Below are 17,396 nucleotides of genomic sequence, written 5' to 3' on the forward strand. Positions count from 1 at the left end.
ATTTTCCTGCACGTTTGTGGCGCCGTTTGCAGTACGCTTGCCCTCGGCAGACACCCCGGCAGAGGGTGCGCCGCTCAGTGGCCCTGCGTGTAAACCATCGATCATCATTCGCGAGGTTTACCATGCGCATCACCTCCCAACTCATCTGCCAGGCCGCCGACGACCTCAAGGGCTTCGTCGGCTTCAATCGCAAGACCGGTCAGCACATCGTCAGGTTCAGCGAAGATTCCTTCGGCATGGACGTCGCCGACGACGGCATCATCCCCGCCAGCGAATTCGTCTGGGCGACCGCGACCGAACAGACCATGACCCTTAAACGCGAGTTGATCCAGTTGCTGCTGGACCAACGCATCGACGACCGGATCAACATCACCGAACCGCTGCGGGTTTACATGAGCAAGGTTGAAGTGCCGGAGATTGTGGCGGTGCGGAGTCTGGTGCGCGGTTGATGTTTTGCAGTGTGGTTGCGGGCCTCTCCGCGAGCAGGCTCGCACACATTGGATCTGTGGCGTTTACAAAATCCCTGTGGGAGCGAGCCTGCTCGCGAAGGCCACACCTCGGTTCACCGCCAGCCGCAAGTGCGATCCAGTCACGAGCTCATGTCAGTCCTGATCACCCCGGTGCCCGCTCATTGGCAAACATGCTCACCGCCTCCACCGCTTCACTGGCGCCGTCGCGAATCTGCAATATCACCGTGCCCGCCTGATTGGCCAGTTCGACCCCTTCCGCCGCGCGGCCACGGGTGCCTTCCATGCTCTTGATGGCCTGGCGGGTTTCGCTCTGGATCAGGCCGATCATGTTGGAAATTTCTGCGGTCGAACCGCTGGTACGGCCGGCCAACAGTCGCACCTCGTCGGCAACCACGGCAAAACCACGGCCCTGTTCACCGGCGCGAGCGGCTTCGATGGCGGCGTTGAGCGCCAGCAGGTTGGTCTGGTCGGCAATCGCGCGGATTGTGTTGACGATGGCGGTGATCTGTTCGGAGCGTTCGCCCAGTTGCGCAATCAAGGTTGAAGACTGGGCGATGTCTTCGGCGATCTCGCGCATTTCGCTGGCGGCTTGCTGGATCACCTGCGTGCCTTGCTCGGCGACTTTACGGGTCGCCACCGAGATGTGATAAGCCGCGCTGGCGCTGCGTGCATCCTGCTCATGCTGGACCACGCGGGCGGTGACGTCGGAGGCGAATTTGACCACTTTGCACAAGCGTCCGGCAGCATCGTAGACCGGGTTGTAGTTGGCTTCGAGCCAAACCGTTTGCCCGCGTTTATCGACGCGTTCAAACAAGCCGTGAAAAAGCTCACCCTGATTCAAGCGACGCCAGAAATCCTGATACGCACCGCTGTTGACCAACTCCGAAGTGCAGAACAACCGGTGATGTTTACCTTTCAACTCGGCCAGCGTGTAACCCATGCGCGTCAGAAAATTCTGGTTGGCAGTGAGGACATTGCCCTCGAGGTCGAACTCGATCACGGCCATCGCCCGGTCAATGGCTTGAAGCTTGGCGTTGGCTTCGCTTTCCTGCTGCACCTTGGCGGTCACGTCCATGGCGTACTTGACCACTTTCACCACGCGTCCCGCAGCATCCTTGATCGGGTTGTAGCTGGCTTCGAGCCAGATCGGCTGGCCCTGGCTGTTGATCCGCTCAAACGTGCCGGACTGAAACTGGCCATCCTTCAGGCGCGACCACAGTTCGGTGTATTGCGCGCTGCGGCCGAATTCCGGCGTACAGAAACGCCGATGCGGCTGGCCGACGGCTTGTTCAGCCGTGAAGCCCATGGTCTTGAGAAAGTTGTCGTTGGCGCGCATCACCACGCCCTCAAGATCGAACTCGATCACCGCCATCGAACGATTGATCGCGTCGAGCAGGCCGGATTGTTCAGTGAGGGTGCGCTGAAGGTCGTCAATAATGGATTTTTGGCGATTGAAGAACATGCTCGCAGTACTCTGGAAATTGGGAAGATCAAGGATTCAGTCCCTATTACCGCGCCGGCAGACCGAATGCGCGGGGCGGCATTCGGCGGTGACTGCTCAATGCCAGCGTTCCTTAGCTGGCAGAGTGCTACTTATACAAAAAATCACAAACTTGTACAAGGGGAAGGTACTTTTTTATAATTTTGTATAAGTTTTAGGGAGGGTCGACCGATCGGTCAGTAATTTGCCGAGTGGCATCTTGAATGGCTGCAAGCCTTGCGTGGCGGGATTATAAGCATGTTGTCGGCATGATCCGGAGCGTTACCGGCATTCTTGTACAACATGCGAAGCGGTTTGCACCGATACTTTGGCGCACTGGAACCGGAACAATCTGCGCAAGATTGTTCCTGAAATACGTTGCAGGATTATTCAGGCGGCCATCCGTTCGTCGGCCGCGTTAGTCCGGTAGGGGGTCAGACCTGATAGCGCGCCAGAAACATCTCCAGCGCTGATTCGGCCACGGTGTGCTGCGTCTCGGCATCCAGCGCGGCGCGGCCCATGGATATTTGCGGCCAAAAACCAAAAGCCTTCAGCAGTCCCTGGACCTGATGCGCAGCAAATTCCGGGTCGACCGGTTTTACACGACCATCGGCCTGCGCCGCCCGAATCCACACGGTCAGTGCTTCTTCGCGCTCGCCCATGCGCTCGATCATGTTCTGCGCGCGCTCGGGCGAGTGGATGGTTGCCGCGATCGCCACACGTGCCAGCGTCAGAAAGTTTTCATCGGCCATCATTTGCACTTTGGCCTGGAGCAGCGGCCATAACTGCTCGCGCAATGGCAGATCACTGCGGTAAGCGACGGATTGCTCGGCGCTGATGCGAGCCCACAACTGATTGAGGATCTCCGCGAACAACTCTTCCTTGCTGGGGAAGTGGTTGTACACCGTGCGCTTCGATACGCCAGCGGACGCGGCGATTTTGTCCATGCTGGTGATTTCGAACCCGTGTGCACGGAATTCGGCAATCGCCGCCTGAATAATGGCTGCGCGTTTACGCTCGGTGAGGCGCTGGGGAGCTGTCATAAGGTCGCTTAGGCAAAAAAGAGGAAATTACACTTGGCAGTTTACTTGGCGGCAGCTTTGATGCAACCTAGAAACTACACCCGTCAGTGTAATGTTGCGTTAATCCTCGCCGCTTACAAAACCGACAGTTCGGCCTTTGCGTGCAGCTTGGCCATCAACCGTCCCACCGTTGGAAAACCGTGTAATACGCGGCGTTCCGGAGTCATTCAGTCATGGCCAATCCAGTTTCGCTCACGGATAACACTTCCAAGCCTGAAGCCTCGCGCCAGGATCAAGGCCTGTTCCGCAATCACGCACCCGTGCAGCGTGAAGGCCTGCGCAAAATGCTGCGAATCATGTGGAACATGATCTTTCACAAACCGCGCACTACGCGGCCCAGCGCCGCAATCCCCGTGCAACCGCTGACCCGTGAAGATCTGTTGGCTGCACCGAATCACAGCGTTTATCGCCTCGGTCACTCGACCTTGCTGCTGAAAATGCGCGACAAATTCTGGATCACTGACCCGGTCTTCGCCGAGCGCGCCTCACCGGTGCAGTGGGCCGGCCCGAAACGCTTCCACCAGCCGCCGATCAGCATCGACCAGTTGCCGCCGATCGAAGCCGTGATCCTGTCGCATAACCACTACGACCACCTCGATTACGCCGCCGTGCTCAGACTGGCGGCGAAAACCAACCTGTTCCTCACGCCGTTGGGCGTCGGCGATACCCTGATCAAATGGGGCATCGAGGCCAGCAAAGTCCGCCAGTACGATTGGTGGCAGGGCGCGGAAATCGCCGGTATTCGCTTCATCGCCACGCCGTCCCAGCACTTCTCCGGTCGAGGACTGTTCGACGGTAACAGCACACTGTGGGCATCCTGGGTCATGATCGACGGTGACACCCGCATCTTCTTCAGCGGCGACAGCGGTTACTTCGACGGCTTCAAACGCATCGGCGAACAGTACGGGCCGTTCGACCTGACCCTGATGGAAACCGGCGCCTACAACGTCGAATGGCCACACGTGCACATGCAGCCAGAAGAAACCCTGCAAGCGCACATCGACCTAAAGGGCCGCTGGCTCTTCCCGATCCACAACGGCACCTTCGACCTGGCGATGCACGCCTGGCACGAACCTTTCGACCGCATCCTCGCCCTGGCCTGGGAACGCAGCGTCGCGATCACCACCCCGCAGATGGGCGAAGCGTTCAACATCGCTCAACCGCAACGCGGCAGTGCGTGGTGGCTGGCGGTTGAAGGGGAGGGTGAGGTGGTGGCGCAGAATGCATGACAATGTTCACCCGGTTCGCCTCGTGGCGAACCGGAGGAATCAAATACTGCTCTCCAGTACTCGCCTGTGATACTCCGCCATCGTAGCGACTGACAACTCCCTGAATTTCCCACGACAAATCTGCCGCAGTACTTCCGAGGTTATGCCAATTCTTTGCGCCGCCTCTGATTCCCTCAGGTTGGCAGTCTTGATGAACGCGGCCAACCTTGTCGCATATTCCGATTTGGTCAGCATTTCCTCGGCACCCTCTAATGCCAAATCTTCGTAAACGTTGCCCGTACTCTTTTCGATATCCATCCTTAACCTGCTCCTTATTCAACCATCGCTAAATCCCCAAGCCCCACCGATTCCGCTGTCATACCCTGAACCTTCACACTACGCCCCGGCCTGAATCCCGGAAAAAACACCAACCCCAGCGCCTCAAACCGATAAGCCAGCGCCAGCCGCGCTGCGTCCGCCACCTCTTGCTGCGCCTCGAACCGTTGAATGTCTTCAACCGGCACCAGCGCCTCGCGCGATAGTTGTTCCACGCTCCAGCCCAGCATCGCTCGGGCCTGGACGCAGTGCGTCGGGGTGAACTGGAAAAGGGCAATGCGTTCGAGAATGTGGTTCATCGCAAGAGAGGCCATGGTGTGCTCCGGGCTCAAAAGTGCTGATTGAAAATGTACTGTGTTTTTGTACAGTTGTTTTCGGCCGGGATCAAACGCATTTTTAGATTTGCCCTACTTCGCCGCCTCCAACCAGACGGACGGTGCCTGACCGAGCACGCGCCGGAACATCGTCGAGAATGCCGCCGGGCTTTCGTAACCGAAGTCCAGCGCAATGCGCGTGACCGCCTCGCCCTCGGCCAGTCGCGCCAGCGCCAGCACTACGCAGGCCTGCTGCCGCCATTGACGAAAGCTGAGCCCGGTCTGCTGCCGAAACAATCTGTTAAAGGTGCGTAAGCTTATGTGTATGTGCTCGGCCCAATACTGCGGGGATTGGTGTGCGTTGGGCTTGTTCAGAAAGGTCTGACACAGACTGAGGAGCTTTCCTTCGGCTGGCATAGGGATATGTAGGGGCAGCACCTCGCTGCGTGTCAGCTCATGCAACAACAAGTCAAACAGTGCACCGTCACGTCCTGCCTGGTCGTAAATCAGCGGCGCTGCCACCGCCTCCATCAACAGATGACGCATCAACGGCGACACGCTGATCACTTGGCAGCGCGAGCCCAGGTCCACCGTACCGGGCTCGATATATAAACTGCGCGTGCTGACCCCGAGCATCAACACTTCATGTGCCACTCCCGGCGGAATCCATACCGCCCGCTGCGGCGGCACCACCCAATTGCCGTCATGGGTGCGTACCTGCATCACGCCAGTCGCGCCGTACAGCAACTGCGCGCGCCGATGTGTATGAAAAGGCAGTAGGTGACCGTGGGAATAATCCGTACCGAGCGCCACCACTTTGCGCGGCGTGTCGTCCAGTTGGTTGATCGAAACATTGCGCATGTGCGACTTCCGGTGGTTGGCGTAAACGCAAACATTATTGACCGACATGCTGAAGCGGGCCAAGCGGCGAAACTCTATCGTCGAGCGCTTTCCCACCACGGACGCCTCGACATGTTCTATCTACTGTTGACTCTCTTCGGCTGCCTGACCGGCATCAGCGCCGTGCTGTTCGGCTTTGGCGGCGGCTTCGTCATTGTGCCGCTGCTGTATCGCCTGCTCACCGCCAGCCACGGCGCCGACGACCCAATCAGCCAATCAGCCATGCACATTGCCGTCGCCACTTCGACCTGCGTGATGATCGTCAACGCCCTGATCGCCACCAACCAACACCGCCGCGCCGGCAATCTCATCCGCCATTACCTGTGGCCGTTGGGTGGGTTTATCGCAGTGGGTGCGGTCGTAGGTGCAATAGCGGCGGTGTGGGTCAGCGGCGAAGTGATTCGCTATGCATTCATCGCCTATCTCGGCGTGACCATTATTGACTGCCTGCTCAGACGCGGATTTCTTCTCCACACCGAAGGTGTCATCCCACGCCGACTCAGCCGTACAGAAACTTCAACCGGCGGCGTAGGCATCGGCGCCATCGCGACCTTTCTCGGTGTAGGAGGAAGCGTCATGACCGTGCCGCTGTTGCGCCGCTGCGGGCTGAGCATGTCGCAAGCGACCTCGATGGCCAATCCGCTAAGCGTGCCGGTGGCAGTGGCCGGGACGTTGACGTACATGGCGCTGGCCGGATTCAGCGGGACGGATCTGGGCGCTTGGTTTGTCGGGTATGTGGATTTGCTGGCTTTTGCAGTGCTGACGGTGGGGTCGTTGTTGGGGATCAGGTTGGCCACACCGTGGATCGGGCGGATTCCGGATCGGGTGCATGCGTGGGTTTATATTGGATTGCTGATTATCGTGCTGCTGTTTATCTCGGTGAAATGAACCATTGCCAGACTACAGCGCAAGAATCCAAAATCGATAACTGAACGCTGTCTCCAGCAACGACCAGAGAACCAGGATGTTGATCTTTAATTGCACCGAAGCCGCCAGCAAGTTTTTCAGCCGTGTTCACAAAGGCAAAAAGATTACGCCGGTGGACGCTAATCCGCCGTCCTCAATCATTGAAGATCATGAGTTGAACGGTGCTGACGAGCAGTGGCTGGTCCACGCCATAACGGTGCAACGCAAGCACGTGCTGCTGGTCATTCACGTCAAAACCCGTTATTGCCTGATTCTGGCCGATCTGAAAAAGGCCAATACCGAAGACTTCGTTGCGCGGTTTATTGATCGCTGGGTCCATGGATTGATGATCAACGCACACCTTCATGAACTCGGACCTTGGCTTGACCCGGAATTGAGGCGGCGCGTCTGCTACAGACCTGTGAACACCAACGGTTCTATCGACGCAGCCATCGCAGCGCGCAAAAACACATTGATGAAATTGCATGGATGTTCCAGGACAAGGTCGCCCATACCGGATCTTTGCCACCGGATGAAACCGCAGCGATGGTGTTCGATGCGCAAATGAATGACACGCCCAGGAATAGCAAGGGCGCCAAGTCTTACTTCCTCCCGGATGAAGAAATGACACTCCACTGGCTGCGTCATTACTGCTTTCTTGATGATCTCCAGCTTCATGCAGCCAAGGAACGACGCCAACAAGTGGCTCGAGAACTCACAGCCCTTGAGCACGAAGCCTGGCTTAAAGAGTACGAACGAGAAAACTCGAATAGTTGATCGACTCTCGCCATAATCCGCAGCGTATTTTTCAGCGTCGGCCCCGTCGACGCTATCTCCGACTTTTTCAAGGATTGATCCATGTTCAAAGGACTGAAGCGCCTGGCGCCATGCGCTGCTGTGCTGTTCTTATTGGTTTCCGTCGCGCATGCCGAAGAAGGCCCGCGTGTCTTCACCGGCACGTTGGGCAAATCACCGATCGTGGTTGAGCTCAACACTGCACAACACGACGAAGTGACCGGTCGTTATTTCTACGAGAAGTACCACCGTGACCTGGCACTCAGCGGCTCGCTGCAGGACAACACGCTAAGCCTCGTCGAAGGCAACAACCGTTACAGTGAAGACAAACCGCTTCCAACGTTGACGTTGAAATCCACCGCCAATGGTTGGCAGGGCGAATGGCGAAATCCCAAGGGCAAGAAGTTTCCGGTGCAACTGACCGAAGCCCGACTTCCTGCGCCAGCCGCCACAACGCTGCCCTTTATTGCCACGTTGCCAAAGGACGATCCCTACGAGTATTTGCGCTTACAGGGGCTCAAGCTCAAGCCGGAAAAGAAAGAAAACTTCATGGGCTACGACCTGCAATGGTGGACAGAGCCTGAGTCGAAGATCTCGCTGTTCAGCGTCGAGTCTGGCTACCCGAAAGAAGAGCAGCAGCGCATCAACAACCACTTGCTCGGACGACTCTGGACTGAAGTCATCGACTATCACCGCTGCATGATGGATGGCGGGGAATACGCCGAGTTCGATCAAGGTGCTGCCCCGCAGTTTCTCTCAGCCGATGTGGTCAGTCTGGAAATTTCCACCGGCTACAGCTGCGGCGGCGCCCACCCGGACTTCGGCAGTTCGCCGATCAACCTGAATGCGCACACCGGTGAATTGTTGAAGCTAAAAGACGTGCTGTGGATTGGTGAGCCCGATAGCGCAGCCACCGAATACGATCAACTGAAAGTCATGGCGCCGTGGCTGGTCAAGCAGTTCACCACGTTGTACCCCGACGAAATGAAAAAGCCTGCCGAAGACGATGGCGACTGCGACTACACCGATGAAAGTGTGTGGGGTTACTCCAACTGGCACTTCACGCCGAAGGGGATTTACCTCGGCGCTTACTTCGCCCGATACCAGCGCAACTGCGACAACCCCGATTGGCCAGTGCTGCCGTACTCGCTAGTCAACCAACACCGTGGCGAAGCCAAACTGCAACTACCCAAAGGCTAACCGTCACTCCAGACCCGGCGCTTCACGAATGATGAAGTGATCCAGGTTCTCGATATTGGCATTGAAGACCTCGAAAGGCTTATCGGGGTTCTTCTTGCCAGGCACCTGCTTCAACTCCGGCGTCACCCCATAGAAGAAACAGAACAACGCCTTGTCGCTGTCCACCGCGTGCTTGATCTCTTCCAGAAACGCCTTACGCTTGCGGTAGTTGTCGATCAGCTTCTTGTTCAGATAAACGCTGACCGGGTACGGCTTCTTCTTACTGTCCTCGGGCTTCTTGAACCAGACCTTGTCCTCGAAATCGATACGAAAACTGGCACTGTGGAAGTCCTCGATCTTCTTGATCCGCCCCCAGTAAATCAGCCCCTTGTTGTCCGTCAGATATTCAATCTTCTTGAAGAACGAACTGTACGGCGCCGAATGCTCGCCAATCTTCAACGGCATTCGCTTGAGCAACTCCCTGTCAGCGAAGTTCGAAACAAAACACTCCACCGGATGCGCAAACACACTGGTCTTGTCCGGCGCCGACTCACGCCCCGCTGACTCCTTACCACTGTCCGCCGCCGCCCGCACCGGATCATCCCGCAACACATCCACCGCCCCCGAAGGCGCAGCAGGCTTGCGCACATACTCACGCCGCGTCAGCAACAACTCCGACGGAAAGTGTTCCTCACGCCCGTCATCCGCCTCACCATCCGCCGTCTCAACGCCAGACGCTGAAGCCTTCAAACTCACATACGGACAACCCGCCACATGCTGCGTAGTGGGCAGATTCTTGAAGTGCGGCGTGCGCACGTAATTGACGTTCTTGGCATTGAACGTGCCCAACTCGTTGGTGGCCGCGAACGCCGAACGACAGGCATCGTTCGGGCACTGGAAGTGTTCCTTCGCAGAATCAAACGCCACCGTCTCATCGAAATTGAGATCGCGAACGTCATAGATCGACAACTTGTCGTCGAGGCTGAGGCAGTAGGCGAGATCGAATTTCATGGTGGGGCTCGGATCCTTGAGTGGGGAGGGGTATTAATAGCGGGAGGCGGCGCGGGTTGCACTGATTGTTTTCAGGATGATGCGGATTCGACGGGAGCCAGCCTACTGGCGATTCCAGGCATTAACCAGATTTCAATCGTTACACCGCCATTGCAGACAACGCATCACCCTGTGGCGAGGGCGTTTGCTACCGCTGGGCTGCGGAGCAGCCTCAAGCATCTGGAGAACAAAAATCGGGATTAGAAATTCTTTGGCGCATGGCAATCCTGAAGATAAGGGCGATGGTGTCCACGTATTTTTAAGTGGAGAACATTGCCCTTATCGCACGGATAGGGTGGGTGACTTCGCCGGACGCTTACGAAATTACGTAGACCTGAAGCATCTTAATCAGATGCTTTTCGGGGAATTCGATCAGTTTCGACCAACCAAGGCGTTTAGGTAAGAGGGAGCAGCAGGTCGCTTTGAAGAAAGCATCAATCAACGAATAGGTCGCGCTTCACTTAGCGCGAATACCGCAAATTTCAGGTTCTACTCTTAGGGTCGACAGTTTTAATAAACATGTGTGTCGCAGTTTCGAACGTATCTAAGACTAAGTCCTTTAGCTCTTGGGGAGTTAGATAACCAAGATCAATAATCTGATTCTTTACTCGAAGGATTTTAGTGGCAGAACGCATTATGCCTTCCATTGGGCCTCGACCGATCTTACCTGCAGTGTTTAGCCAGCCCTCGGCGATCGCTATGGCTAAAGGAGGATTTCCGCCTATGGATGCACGCTCGAAAATCTGAACCATTGCATCCTCTGTTAGTTGCTTTATTAATTCCCAGCGATGCGCATGATTCTCGCCTCTGTCTAGAATCGTACCTCGCACCCAAAGCCGTTGAAACGAGTTGCGGACCCCTCCTGCAAACCGTGCAGTTCGATCGCGGTTCTTATCCGTGAAACGCCATGCGACTATATCTGGGGCCAAAACCGTCGTAATGAACGCCCATACGTCATCACGCAATGCTTCACCTGTTTGCAATTCCTTTAACTGGCCAAGATAAAGAGCTGCGTCTTGGTCGAACTGTGCTCGAGCCGCTTGGTTGTTGGAAGCGGGGAAACCCGCTCTCTGAGCAATTCTCCTAAGCTCGGCTGCTATTTCAATAGCCACTGTATCAGCTCTTGTTCCACCACTAGGCGCGCTAGTTTTCAGAGCTGAGTATTCCTTCAGCTGATCGATACTGTCTTTGGGGGACGGGATCTCACTCTTAAGTTTCTCAAGAATTGTGGCGACACCGTGAGCTTTCAAACGGGGCAAAAGTGGTACACGCATCAATTACCCTCTCTGAAGTCTGCTGTCGCGAGTATCAACGCCTTGAATTTTCCAGGTGCGAAGTTGCGCATTTGTCGGATTTTCTCCAGATTTTGTCCGGGAAATGACATCTCCATCCATGCTCTCGCCTGATAACCTATCGAACCTTCCTCGTACCGATCAAGTTCGCCTTCATTCTCAGCGCCTAGGGCGGTTTCAATAAGCTGTGTCAAGACATCAGCCACCATTGCTTGGAGCGTAAGCGCATCACCTTGGACGAATCTTGTGCACACGCATTCGATATCAGAGTTGACATACAGCCTCACGTTGCCACTGAAGTCTGCGTCCAAGGTTGTCGGGCACCAGTCTACAAGCCAGGGAGCGTATTGCTCTGGCCTAGCCTTAAAACTCTCGGAAAAGCTGGCAAGCTCAATAGGGAACCTAGAGTCGCCACCGTCTTCAATAAGAATATTTTTATGATACTGCCAGAGGCGTGCGCCGCGCAGCTTCGGAGATAATGGGCTACCGGAGTCAACTGGGGCTTCAAGAACTATCCTGAGGCTGAGTTGAAGCTGCCCTGAAAGGGTGCGTCCTGGGATAATTGCTTCGAGCGTAGCCGCTTGTTCCTTGATATCTATAATTGCGGTCGCCAAGCGATCTACTCGCCTAGGTAAGCTACCGGTACCAGTACCTGCTGAAAGCACCACCGCCAAGTTTAGATCGGCGGCATCTATTCCCAGTAAATTCGCTGCCTCATTGAAATCTAGATCGATATGAACATTGACTTGAATGTCTTGTTCATAATCCCAGTTTTCCAAGATATCGGATGCCGGGGATAAAGGTTCACCCGGAGGTCCAATCATCCATCCGCTGAAGTTGACCAGCTCATCGGAAAGGGTGAGGAATGGGAGGGCTATTCGGCTCATTTTCTACCCTCATCCATAAAGCGAAGTCGGACACCTACGGCTGCTTCTGGCGGGCTCAGAACCGAGATGCTGATGGTGCCGCTCTTAGCACCTACCTTTATGATTGGCCCAAGAGTGAAATCCTCGATGACATTAAACGACATCCCAATCACTTGGGTTTCAAATCCAGTTGGTAAATCTTCGCCATCAGCGACGGCACCGTCCGCAACCAGATGAGACTCAGCAGATACTTCAAGCATGGGATTTGCCCCATCGTTCTGCAGGTCTGCTTCAAAAAAAAGCGCAACGTCGATTTTGATTGTCGATTTCGAGACGTATAAACCGCGCTGGTGAAATTGCAAGTTCCTGCTTTACGTGCGGTGGGCGGGGGCTAGGCCTAGCTTTTCCCGGACCTTTTCCCGAAACTGAATCAAGTAAGCGTCCCAGACGGCTTGCAGTTCCAGCCAGCGAAGGACCGCGGTCCTTGGTACCGCTTGCGACTGAAATGATTGGAGCTGCGAAATTGCTGGCGGTTTGTTCGATCCTCTTGAGAGCTACCCGGACAAATGTTTTCGCATTACGATCAGGAAGATTGTCAGGAATCCAATCGTCATGAGCCGGTGGCTCGGACATTGCAAATGCAGATTCCACATCATCCTCATCCGAACATATAAATACTCCAGCCCACTCAAAGCGTGAGTCAGCAAAGGGAGTACCCTCGATATATTTCACAACCAGCTCTACTGGTCGCATCAAGGCGATGTGGCAGGCTTGTTCAGGTATCCCCGAGTGTTGATCCAGCGCCAAGCCCAGGCGATCCGCGCAAAGCCCCTTTTTGATAATCAGCCTGCCCAAATCCTTTTTAGGACGCTCACTTCTAATAATCTGGACATCAGCAGAATTATCTCTATAAGCTTTCATGGCTGACGCGAAGAGATCAAACGGAGGGAAATATTCCGGCACTGGTAATGGTACTTCGTGCTTCTCGATTTCTATCCGAATGGTGAGCTTTTTATCTTCCGGAGTTGACGCCGTTAGCCTTGGCCAGAAGTTCCACAGAATCGTTTCTTGAATGTAATGGTCGATCGACCTGACGCCTTCTCCCTCTTCAATATAAGGGTCGAGGATAAGAATTGAGGTACCCGTATTGTTTAGATTTCGTTCAGGCATCCCCAAAGAGGCTGCCAGTTCGGCAGCGTGGGTACCAATCAACGGATCGATGCCTTCTTCGCCATCGCTGATGCCCCACCAATGCCTTCCCGTAAATCTTCTGCGCTTGTTATCTGCTGTGTCGGAATCGTACGCCGAACCCAAGTGGCAGCCCATGAATCTCCGTACAGGTTCACCTTCGCAAGATGTTTGGCTATCTACGAAGATCGTCGAGCACGCACTCATTGCATACAGAGATGTTTTGCCGTAACCGTAGGTACCCCCTCCGTGATATGTATCACGAGCAACTCCAACGTTGCGTAGAAAGTTCACGAAATTGAGCGCGTCTCGTCCATCCGAAGCGACATCTCCCGACGTTGGCCCGCTGAGTCCGGTTGAATGGAAGTCACAGATCTCCAGCACTTTGAGGCCGACCGTCCCAATTGAAGCTTCTATCTCAGTCCGGGTGTGATCATTTGGCGGGAGGTCTGTCAGTACAAAATCCCTTAATGTTGTGCACTGTTCAGATGTCAGTGTACGGAGCCTAATCGTCAACGAGGGGCCCAATCCCGGCAAGGCAGCGTCGATGCTGTTCTGTATAGATTCACGAAGCACAGTCTGCAACAGATCCTGAGAGCAGGGCAGCCCAGCAGCCGTCTGAAGCCGTCTGCTGCGATGTTTCCTGTCTTCGAAAAGGGCTCGCTAAAAAGCTCTAGCCGGTTCATCCCGCAATCCTTTCAAGTGCAATTTTGTAATTGTCCGTCGGAAGTTCGAAGTCCTTCGCATGGTTCAGGTCGATTTGGTACTCCAAGGCCAAGACGCCTGCTGGCAAGAGGCCGTCAGCGAAACTGGAGCCAGTAATTCTTGGAAAGCCCTCGGAAACACTGTAGATCTTAATTCCTTCTAAGCAAAAGGAGAGACGATTCCACTCTTTTCCATATGGATTCAAGCATCCTAGGGCTTCTAATCCCTTTTCGAGCGTTTTTCTGTCAGCCCCGGATTTCAGCAGACTGTCAAAGACCGATCCTATCGAAAGTTGACCGTTTTCGGCCCGCTCCAGACGAACATGTGCAAGGTGAAGTGTTCCTCCTACTGGCGGGTCTAGTTGGTCAATACCATGAATGAACACTCGTGTTGTATCGGATCGCCCAGATGTCTTCACCTCGAGAGCATGGATGCCTTGGCGAAAATCATGACGGAGTTCAAAAGGTCCCGTCCATGTTTCTGCTGCTGTCTGATTGAGAGTGACCAGACGCCGCATCATTTCAAGCTCGCCTACTAGCCCCAGAATTTTACTTTCGAGGATTTCTTCACTAGCCTTTTCTCTAAGCAGTTCCCGGAAATCATCGATAGACGCAATTACTGCCTTGATCGGGGAGAATCCCTCCTTGATCCGGCGAAGAATGTCTTCTGCCAGTTCAGCAAACACCAGATCTAGACCTCGGTCCAAGCACATGATGTCGATAAATAACGTACCCTTGTTGGATACCTTATAGCTCGAAGTTGTTACTAGGAGCTTTGACGTTGAGGTCAGTTCACTTGCGGTGGCATGTCCACCGATTGGCACCAGAAGTCGAGGCTGTCCCTGTGCCCCTATCGCGTATCGCGCCGTGCCGAAGCCCGTCGCGATACCCGAATCGATACTAGGAACTTCAACTATCCCGTCACCAGAACCGGTCGCCGTGAGTCGTTTCCAACGCTCGATCGCTCTTTTAGTCATCAACTGCACCATCGAGAGCTTCCGCGAGCAATTCTTCTTCCGACGCAATTTGCTCAGGTACAGGGGCGTCCAACTCCACTGAGAAATAGTCGCCCGCTTGATCCGGCGCCCCAGGAAAAACTATACCAAGACCGATCAGATCTCCAACTGCATCCAAGTCCCTACGAGATGTCGACTGTGCCTTTGAATTACCGTCGATCACGTACAGTAAGAGGAGCGGGACTTGCGGGCGTCCATTTTTTATATCTGCCCAAGTGCCTTTGTTTGTAACTTTCTCAATGTCCGTGGCATCGATAAGAATGTCGCTTTTGGACATTAATGCTTTGATGTCAGCATATCCTCTTTCGTTATCCTTCAACTGCGAACGACAAGCAGCATTCACATAGCCAAGCATACCAAGAGGATTTTCAGCCGTTTGGTCTCCGGTCGGGGTGATGATGCCGACGTTCCACTCTTGTAGGCTATCTGCAGCTTGGTCAATGTAGCCAAGAAGAAGATCCTTCTTCAGATCCATATGGTGCTCACATATGTCATAAGCTACCAAAAACCTACGCACTTCTTGGAGCTTTACATTTTTTGCAAGGTGGCGCTTAGCGCCGGTCTGAGTTTGGAAAGAATATTTAGTAGCAACTTCATCAACGAATTGAACCGCGGCCTCCCAATTACTAGTTACTTTTGTAACGCTCTGGTGATCAAAACGAATAGTCTGCACATGTCGACCCTCGAAGCTAATATTGCTGCGATAGGCATGCCGCATCTTGGACGCCGCAGTAATTGCCATGCCTGGGATAGCACGAACCCGAACGGCGAATTCCTTGGGAGTGACGCCATGTTTTCGGTAATTACTAATGTCGTCGCGAATCTCTTCTTCAATACGCGCTAGTGCACGGAAGTTGGAGGCGAGTTCTGCGGTTGTCCAGAGACGTGGCAAATCCTCGTATCCCTTTCTATATCCGAACCAACGGCCCATCTGAAGTAGAGTGTCGTACTGCATAGAGGTGCGTAAGAAGAATGATACAGATAGGCCTTCAAGTGTCAGCCCTCGAGCCAGCACTGTCCCCCCTACCACTATGTAAGTTTTGGGCTCTTGGGTGTAATCCAGTCTTTCAAAGCTTTCACCGTTCTCAATAGCGTATTCTAATACGGCTAAGGTTTTCTTGAGATGAGGGCGCAGATCGGCCAAGGAGTTGATACCGTCATATTCCAGCGGGACTTGTATCGTCTCCTCATTAAATACATGCTCTAGGGTGTTTTGAAGCTCACCAGAATCGCTGGTCAATTCATCAAGGTTTTCTTTGATCCAGTTCTCGATGAGCTTCGCCATCCTTTCATGCTGGATGATGTAAGGAGATGTATGAACCAGCATAGTCATGTGCTGATCTTGTTGTCCGCGCGCCCTTCGAATTGCACAACTGAGAAGGAACCAGAGCACTGCCTTTTGCAGTTCCTCTGTCATCTGCGGGTAGAACGAGTCCTTCTCACTGGTGCGGGCCGGTTGCAGCAAGTTGAGTTTTTCATCCGGCACATGGCGAATCATGTTTCTGCCAGCTTCTTCGGGAGACTCAGGACCATCTGGGTTGGCGGGGGCGTATCCGAATACTTCCCTTGCGCCAAAATAACCATCGGTACGAGGCAGCGTGGTAATGAAGTCCTCCGGATAGAGATCGTCTAGGTCGTTTGGATTCAGTGGGTACGGATCAATAAAAACGTTAGCGAATGGTGTAGCCGTATAACCTACATAAGATACAGCGGGAAGTGCTCTTATGATTTTGCGGATTTCGGCATTGATCCGCGTCATATCGTAATCATTGTTAGACGAGTTAACCGACGCTTGATCGCACTCGTCGTCAATCAGAAGTACCTTGAGCTGTCTAAGAATTGCCAAGGGGGTCTTTGGTTTGCCCTTGTCGTCAATAATCGTCTTGCGGAACGTCTCGAGTCGTGAAGTGATTTTTTTCATCACAACTAGCTGAGCTCGCCCAGGAACCGGCATCGTAAACGAGCCGTTCGCGGGATACGTGTAATCCCCGTCATTCTGCTCTGTGGTGTACAACTGCCAAAAATGGCGGTGGCGATTTACTATGTCATTCTCTATGCGTCGTTGGGTCTGAGCACGTAACTTGTTTGTTACACCACCCAGTAACACGATCAAGTTATATCCTGCGTCCACCGCTTTGGCGATAACAGCGGTCATGTTTGCTGTCTTGCCGGACTGGACGTAGCCTACAACCAAACCACGATGGCGAAACCCTTCGTTATTTGGATTTGCAAGTAGCGATACTACTTCTGAGGAGCTCTCATCGATAGATGCAATCGTGTTTTCATCCCACCCCTTGCTGTTTGTGAGGTAGCCCTTCAGCGCTGGCCAATGAACATCCCTTGAGTTAGGCCCCTTATACCAAGGATCCCTTTTCTTGATGAGAGAGCTGCGACGTAAAATCTCTACGTCCTCCAACGACGCGATCACTTGCTCAAGCGCAATGACAAGATTCAGGTCCATCTCAGATGTAAAGGAAAAACCAATACTGGTGAGATCCTTTTTCAGAGCCTCAGCTGCCTGCTGGGGAGAGTCGTGGGTGGGGAGCTTCTCGCGAATCTGACGAGCGAAGGTTTCAACCTGTGGATTTGTCATCGAAGCAGTCCTTACTT

Annotated in this window: 16 protein-coding genes and 1 pseudogene; 5 read left to right on the forward strand and 12 right to left on the reverse strand. The window is 54.1% G+C overall.

Going from position 1 to position 17,396, the window contains the following annotated elements:
* Nucleotides 1-122 precede the first annotated feature (122 nt).
* Entirely contained in the window at nt 123-449 is a 327-nt protein-coding gene (locus M0746_RS03885; protein WP_208940100.1) for a DUF2025 family protein, read from the forward strand.
* Between the two features lie 163 nt (nt 450-612).
* Here the strand turns inward: M0746_RS03885 and M0746_RS03890 are convergent, their stop codons facing one another.
* Entirely contained in the window at nt 613-1,932 is a 1,320-nt protein-coding gene (locus M0746_RS03890; RefSeq protein WP_258448257.1) for a methyl-accepting chemotaxis protein, read from the reverse strand.
* Between the two features lie 452 nt (nt 1,933-2,384).
* Nucleotides 2,385-2,993 (reverse strand): TetR/AcrR family transcriptional regulator, encoded by a 609-nt coding sequence (locus tag M0746_RS03895; RefSeq protein ID WP_258448258.1) that lies wholly within the window; start codon nt 2,991-2,993, stop codon nt 2,385-2,387.
* 212 nt (nt 2,994-3,205) lie between these two features.
* On the opposite strand from M0746_RS03895, the gene M0746_RS03900 reads away from it, so the two are divergent.
* Nucleotides 3,206-4,261 (forward strand): MBL fold metallo-hydrolase, encoded by a 1,056-nt coding sequence (locus tag M0746_RS03900; protein WP_208940103.1) that lies wholly within the window; start codon nt 3,206-3,208, stop codon nt 4,259-4,261.
* Nucleotides 4,262-4,300: 39 nt separating this feature from the next.
* Here the strand turns inward: M0746_RS03900 and M0746_RS03905 are convergent, their stop codons facing one another.
* The 3 genes from M0746_RS03905 to M0746_RS03915 form a co-directional block, all read right to left on the reverse strand.
* Nucleotides 4,301-4,558, reverse strand: coding sequence for an XRE family transcriptional regulator (locus M0746_RS03905; protein WP_208940104.1), 258 nt, complete (start codon nt 4,556-4,558; stop codon nt 4,301-4,303).
* 14 nt (nt 4,559-4,572) lie between these two features.
* The gene (locus tag M0746_RS03910) at nt 4,573-4,890 is read right to left on the reverse strand and encodes a DUF3071 domain-containing protein (RefSeq protein WP_258448259.1); all 318 of its coding nucleotides are present in this window, start codon (nt 4,888-4,890) and stop codon (nt 4,573-4,575) included.
* A gap of 93 nt (nt 4,891-4,983) precedes the next feature.
* Nucleotides 4,984-5,751 (reverse strand): AraC family transcriptional regulator, encoded by a 768-nt coding sequence (locus tag M0746_RS03915; RefSeq protein ID WP_258448260.1) that lies wholly within the window; start codon nt 5,749-5,751, stop codon nt 4,984-4,986.
* A 111-nt stretch (nt 5,752-5,862) separates the two neighbouring features.
* Here M0746_RS03915 and M0746_RS03920 point away from each other — a divergent pair, with 111 nt between their 5' ends.
* The 3 genes and pseudogenes from M0746_RS03920 to M0746_RS03930 all read left to right on the forward strand — a co-directional run bounded on the left by M0746_RS03920 (nt 5,863) and on the right by M0746_RS03930 (nt 8,691).
* Nucleotides 5,863-6,678, forward strand: a complete 816-nt coding sequence (locus M0746_RS03920; RefSeq protein WP_258448261.1) for a sulfite exporter TauE/SafE family protein — start codon at nt 5,863-5,865, stop codon at nt 6,676-6,678.
* Between the two features lie 76 nt (nt 6,679-6,754).
* Nucleotides 6,755-7,473 (forward strand): annotated as a pseudogene (locus M0746_RS03925) (DUF6933 domain-containing protein).
* An 81-nt stretch (nt 7,474-7,554) separates the two neighbouring features.
* Nucleotides 7,555-8,691, forward strand: coding sequence for a hypothetical protein (locus M0746_RS03930; protein ID WP_258448262.1), 1,137 nt, complete (start codon nt 7,555-7,557; stop codon nt 8,689-8,691).
* A gap of 3 nt (nt 8,692-8,694) precedes the next feature.
* On the opposite strand, the gene M0746_RS03935 is transcribed toward M0746_RS03930, so the two are convergent.
* The 7 genes from M0746_RS03935 to M0746_RS03965 form a co-directional block, all read right to left on the reverse strand.
* On the reverse strand, nt 8,695-9,681 hold the full coding sequence (locus tag M0746_RS03935; RefSeq protein ID WP_258448263.1) for a hypothetical protein: 987 nt from the start codon (nt 9,679-9,681) through the stop codon (nt 8,695-8,697).
* A gap of 521 nt (nt 9,682-10,202) precedes the next feature.
* A complete protein-coding gene (locus M0746_RS03940) occupies nt 10,203-10,994 on the reverse strand; it encodes a DUF6339 family protein (RefSeq protein WP_258448264.1) in 792 nt (263 codons plus the stop codon).
* Nucleotides 10,994-11,899 carry a hypothetical protein gene (locus M0746_RS03945; protein WP_258448265.1) on the reverse strand — a complete coding sequence of 302 codons (906 nt, stop codon included), beginning with the start codon at nt 11,897-11,899 and terminating at the stop codon, nt 10,994-10,996. The genes M0746_RS03940 and M0746_RS03945 overlap by 1 nt, the downstream gene beginning before the upstream one ends.
* Nucleotides 11,896-12,138, reverse strand: a complete 243-nt coding sequence (locus M0746_RS03950; protein ID WP_258448266.1) for a hypothetical protein — start codon at nt 12,136-12,138, stop codon at nt 11,896-11,898. The genes M0746_RS03945 and M0746_RS03950 overlap by 4 nt, the downstream gene beginning before the upstream one ends.
* A 31-nt stretch (nt 12,139-12,169) precedes the next feature.
* Nucleotides 12,170-13,204, reverse strand: a complete 1,035-nt coding sequence (locus tag M0746_RS03955) for a hypothetical protein (RefSeq protein WP_258448267.1) — start codon at nt 13,202-13,204, stop codon at nt 12,170-12,172.
* 544 nt (nt 13,205-13,748) lie between these two features.
* Complete coding sequence (locus M0746_RS03960; RefSeq protein ID WP_258448268.1) at nt 13,749-14,759, reverse strand: PD-(D/E)XK motif protein; 1,011 nt, start codon at nt 14,757-14,759, stop codon at nt 13,749-13,751.
* Nucleotides 14,740-17,379 carry a Z1 domain-containing protein gene (locus M0746_RS03965; RefSeq protein WP_258448269.1) on the reverse strand — a complete coding sequence of 880 codons (2,640 nt, stop codon included), beginning with the start codon at nt 17,377-17,379 and terminating at the stop codon, nt 14,740-14,742. The genes M0746_RS03960 and M0746_RS03965 overlap by 20 nt, the downstream gene beginning before the upstream one ends.
* Nucleotides 17,380-17,396 lie beyond the last annotated feature (17 nt).

It is taken from the genome of Pseudomonas sp. S11P7, from assembly GCF_023195435.1.
In the GTDB taxonomy this organism is placed as follows: Bacteria; Pseudomonadota; Gammaproteobacteria; order Pseudomonadales; family Pseudomonadaceae; genus Aquipseudomonas; species Aquipseudomonas fluorescens_G.

What these genes read in the sequence shown, in the direction of transcription:
- M0746_RS03885 (WP_208940100.1), top strand. Translation starts at nt 123, where the DNA reads ATGCGCATCACCTCCCAACTCATCTGCCAGGCCGCCGACGACCTCAAG.
- M0746_RS03890 (WP_258448257.1), bottom strand. Translation starts at nt 1,932, where the DNA reads ATGTTCTTCAATCGCCAAAAATCCATTATTGACGACCTTCAGCGCACC.
- M0746_RS03895 (WP_258448258.1), bottom strand. Translation starts at nt 2,993, where the DNA reads ATGACAGCTCCCCAGCGCCTCACCGAGCGTAAACGCGCAGCCATTATT.
- M0746_RS03900 (WP_208940103.1), top strand. Translation starts at nt 3,206, where the DNA reads ATGGCCAATCCAGTTTCGCTCACGGATAACACTTCCAAGCCTGAAGCC.
- M0746_RS03905 (WP_208940104.1), bottom strand. Translation starts at nt 4,558, where the DNA reads ATGGATATCGAAAAGAGTACGGGCAACGTTTACGAAGATTTGGCATTA.
- M0746_RS03910 (WP_258448259.1), bottom strand. Translation starts at nt 4,890, where the DNA reads ATGGCCTCTCTTGCGATGAACCACATTCTCGAACGCATTGCCCTTTTC.
- M0746_RS03915 (WP_258448260.1), bottom strand. Translation starts at nt 5,751, where the DNA reads ATGCGCAATGTTTCGATCAACCAACTGGACGACACGCCGCGCAAAGTG.
- M0746_RS03920 (WP_258448261.1), top strand. Translation starts at nt 5,863, where the DNA reads ATGTTCTATCTACTGTTGACTCTCTTCGGCTGCCTGACCGGCATCAGC.
- M0746_RS03930 (WP_258448262.1), top strand. Translation starts at nt 7,555, where the DNA reads ATGTTCAAAGGACTGAAGCGCCTGGCGCCATGCGCTGCTGTGCTGTTC.
- M0746_RS03935 (WP_258448263.1), bottom strand. Translation starts at nt 9,681, where the DNA reads ATGAAATTCGATCTCGCCTACTGCCTCAGCCTCGACGACAAGTTGTCG.
- M0746_RS03940 (WP_258448264.1), bottom strand. Translation starts at nt 10,994, where the DNA reads ATGCGTGTACCACTTTTGCCCCGTTTGAAAGCTCACGGTGTCGCCACA.
- M0746_RS03945 (WP_258448265.1), bottom strand. Translation starts at nt 11,899, where the DNA reads ATGAGCCGAATAGCCCTCCCATTCCTCACCCTTTCCGATGAGCTGGTC.
- M0746_RS03950 (WP_258448266.1), bottom strand. Translation starts at nt 12,138, where the DNA reads ATGCTTGAAGTATCTGCTGAGTCTCATCTGGTTGCGGACGGTGCCGTC.
- M0746_RS03955 (WP_258448267.1), bottom strand. Translation starts at nt 13,204, where the DNA reads ATGGGCTGCCACTTGGGTTCGGCGTACGATTCCGACACAGCAGATAAC.
- M0746_RS03960 (WP_258448268.1), bottom strand. Translation starts at nt 14,759, where the DNA reads ATGGTGCAGTTGATGACTAAAAGAGCGATCGAGCGTTGGAAACGACTC.
- M0746_RS03965 (WP_258448269.1), bottom strand. Translation starts at nt 17,379, where the DNA reads ATGACAAATCCACAGGTTGAAACCTTCGCTCGTCAGATTCGCGAGAAG.